A 3,745-nucleotide genomic window follows, 5' to 3' on the forward strand; every position below is an offset into this window, starting at 1 on the left:
AGCTGGACAATGAAAACAGACAGGCCAATCAGAACATTGACAATTGCCGTTGTTTTCTCGATCAATCCAAGCCCGAAGCCGTAGAAAATGAAACTGCATATCAGCGATTGCAGTAGATAATTGGACAATGCCATGCGTCCTGCCGGAGCCAGTGCATCACGCCAGAACTGGCCATGTTTTGTGCCGAAAAGCCGGAGCATCAGTGCGATTATACCCAAAGTCATCAGCGGCGCCGTCACAAGGGTCAATGCCAAGCCAAACACTTCCCATTCTGTGCCACTTGCAAACAAACCTGTCAGCGCAGTCAGTACCGATGCGGGCAAACCGATCATGATAGCGGCTTTTATTGCCGGTTTCAGATAAGGCCTGTACAGCTCCGGTTGCGCGAGAAACTGGTGCCTGCCTGCCAGAAAACCGAGCAAGAACATAGCCAGCGCACAAGGCGCCTGTATCAATAACAGCAAAATCCACATGGTTTGCAGCTCTGTTATATGCTGCATGATAACTGCGCCAAAACTGCCGCTATAGGCTGTATGAGCCAGCTGCGCTTCAGCTAAGAGTTCAGCAATGTCTGTCTGATCCGGATTCCAGAACAAAGCGCCGACCAACAGCCAGAGCAATGCCGTTAAACCAATCAGCCACACCGCAGCTTTAATCAGCGTGTTATCCGGCTTGTTCCGCCAATATAATAAAACCACGCCGAGCACAGCATAGGTTGTCAGAATGTCGCCATGGAAAAGCAGAACTGCATGCAGCAGACCGACAATCCATAAACCGGCCTGACGCCGTAAAAAACGCGGAATAAAAGCCTCTCCGGCACGCTCTGCCGACTGCATTTGCAGCGTGACGCTATAGCCGAACAGGAAAGAGAACAGCAGATAGAATTTCATCTCAAAGATTGTTGAGATGATTAACTGCACGACTTCGTTAAAACCAAAACTTAATTCTGCATCGCTGTTTGGAAACCCATAAAAAATGGAAGAAAAGGCCAGAATATTGACCTGCAAAATGCCCAGCAGCGCAAATCCGCGCAGGGCATCCACATCCGCAATACGGGATACAGGCTTTGCAGCCGGAGACGGGACATCTGATTTCATTTCTGCGCCTCCTTGCCATTTGCAAGACCAAGCACGCCCGTCATCATTGTTTTCAATGCTGCTTTCTGCTCCTGAGGTTTGAATTGCGGGTCGACAGAAACGCGGCTGAAAATACCGTCCACCGTCACCATAAGACAATGCACAACCGACGCGGCAGAAAATTGCCGGCTGAACTGTCCGCGCTCCATTCCGAGGCTGACCAGATATTCCAGTTCCTCACGCATCACACGGGTGCTCAGCCGGTATAAAACACCGATCTCCGCATCCCGCCCTGCCTCTGCAGCAATTTCCAGAGCCAGCGATGCCTGTTCAGGGTCAGAAGAAACATCCAGCACCACATCAAAAAAAGCGTCCAATGCGGTCACAAGATTTTCCTGCTCGCGCAATGCCGCGACAAATATCTGGGTCTGCTGCAAATCTTCTTCAACAATCGCAGCGATGATTGCTTTCTTGCTAGCGAAATAATGAAACAGATTTCCGGTACTGACACCTGCCGCCGCACAAATTTGTGCCGTGCTAGTCTGGTGAAACCCCTGCTCCGCGAAACAGGCTTTCGCCGCCTCCAAAATCATCTGTTTCTTTGCCTGATGTTTTTCAGGATCTGTTACGCGCATAGCGCACCTCTAAAATAGACTGAACGCTCGGTTTATTAATTTGAAATCGCAACTGACGCAAGCGATAAAATAATCCGCACAGACTGCGACCAAATTGTGCTATTGTTTAAAACCTGAGGAGAACTGTTGTGTCTAAGGACTAACCGCCATATATGAGGCTGAAAATCAGAGACATATGGGGAGTAATGTCTGCGAAGGAGCAATTTTCCTGCTGAGAACAGCAGAAAACATAATCGTCTCCCGAACACCCTCTTCCTGATGTCCCGCTCAGACTTTTCATCAGAGCTGCATTTTGAGCCTCAGTCGTCTGAACTCTGCGTAATGCTCTGAATTGTTCCTTTTGCATGGCACTGCAACCGGAAAGCTTTCGGTTTTGGGACTATGCAGCAAAAGCACTCTTATGATAGAGAGCATTTTTAATTGCTCTGCAATCGAAAGGCCCAGCGGCTATGATAAGTCATTCCGGTGAAACCGCCCATATTTCGTCAGATCATTCTCAGAAGATCTGCGCCTCTCACACAGGAGAGAGCGGCGGCACAGAACCGCTTCATAATTCTTCCCGTTTTTCCTTTGATGAAGACGCCTTGCATGAAGAATGCGGCGTCTTTGGCATTCTCGGCCATGAGGATGCAGCAACGCTGACAGCTCTCGGCCTTCATGCCCTGCAGCATCGCGGACAGGAAGCGGCCGGTATTGTTTCCTATCATGAAGGACGCTTCTATTCCGAACGTCACATGGGACTGGTTGGCGATCATTTCACCAATCCTGCAACACTGAAGCAGCTACCGGGCAATCTTTCGATCGGTCATGTGCGCTACTCCACTACCGGTGAAACTGTGCTGCGCAATGTGCAGCCGCTATTTGCCGAACTGGAAGTCGGCGGCATCGCCATTGCCCATAACGGCAATTTCACCAATGGTCTGAGCCTGCGCCGTCATCTGATTGCCTCCGGTGCGATCTGCCAGTCCACTTCTGATTCTGAAGTTGTGCTGCATCTCATCGCCCGTTCGCGCCTTGCGTCATCCAGCGACCGTTTTGTCGATGCAATCCGTCAGGTTGAAGGCGGCTATGCGATCCTCGCTATGACCCGCACTAAACTGATTGCAGCGCGCGATCCTGTCGGTATCCGCCCGCTGGTTATGGGTGAACTCGACGGCAAGCCGATTTTCTGCTCCGAGACCTGCGCACTCGACATTATCGGTGCGAAATATATCCGCGATGTGGAAAACGGCGAAGTTATCATCTGCGAAACACAGGCAGACGGCTCTATCAGCACCACATCCATCAAGGCCTCGAACCGCAAGCCGGAACGTGTTTGCCTGTTTGAATATGTCTATTTTGCCCGTCCTGACTCCGTTGTCGGCGGCCGCAATGTTTATGTTGCGCGTAAAAACGCCGGTATTAATCTGGCCAAAGAATCTCCGGTTGAAGCGGATGTTGTAGTGCCTGTGCCGGATGGCGGCACTCCGGCAGCAATCGGCTATGCGCAAGCCAGCGGTATTCCGTTTGAGCTCGGCATTATTCGCAATCACTATGTCGGCCGTACCTTTATTGAACCGACACAGCAGATCCGCGCCCTCGGCGTAAAGCTGAAACATTCCGCAAACCGTGCCATTATTGAAGGCAAACGTGTTGTGCTGGTGGATGACTCCATTGTGCGTGGCACCACTTCGATGAAAATCGTGCGAATGATCCGCGATGCCGGAGCCAAGGAAGTGCATATCCGTGTGGCCTCCCCGATGATCCATCATCCGGATTTCTACGGTATTGATACGCCGGATGCAGACAAGCTGCTGGCCAACCAATATCCGGATCTGCAAGCAATGTGCGATTATATTGGCGCGGATTCGCTGGAGTTCCTCTCCATTGACGGTCTTTACGAGGCAGTCGGCGGCGAGAAGCGTAATCCGAAAGCTCCGCAATTTACCGACCATTATTTTACGGGCGACTATCCGACCCGTCTGGTCGATCAGGAAGAATTGTCGAATATTCACAATTTCGCATTACTTTCCAGCAACGGCTAAAATCCTAAAA

General features: G+C 50.9%; 3 protein-coding genes. 1 reads left to right on the plus strand and 2 read right to left on the minus strand.

Annotation, left to right across the window (positions count from 1 at the left end; translation table 11 throughout):
• A partial coding sequence (locus tag A918_RS0116870) for a DUF418 domain-containing protein (protein ID WP_022712193.1) occupies positions 1-1,097 on the minus strand: 1,097 nt, incomplete at its 3' end.
• Complete coding sequence (locus A918_RS0116875; RefSeq protein ID WP_022712194.1) at positions 1,094-1,711, minus strand: TetR/AcrR family transcriptional regulator; 618 nt, start codon at positions 1,709-1,711, stop codon at positions 1,094-1,096. The genes A918_RS0116870 and A918_RS0116875, both read right to left, overlap by 4 nt.
• Before the next feature lie 449 nt (positions 1,712-2,160).
• Between A918_RS0116875 and purF the strand changes: the two genes are divergently transcribed.
• Entirely contained in the window at positions 2,161-3,735 is a 1,575-nt protein-coding gene (purF, locus tag A918_RS0116880; protein WP_022712195.1) for an amidophosphoribosyltransferase, read from the plus strand.
• Positions 3,736-3,745 lie beyond the last annotated feature (10 nt).

The sequence above is a fragment of the Pseudochrobactrum sp. AO18b genome, from assembly GCF_000409565.1.
Lineage (GTDB): Bacteria > Pseudomonadota > Alphaproteobacteria > Rhizobiales > Rhizobiaceae > Pseudochrobactrum > Pseudochrobactrum saccharolyticum.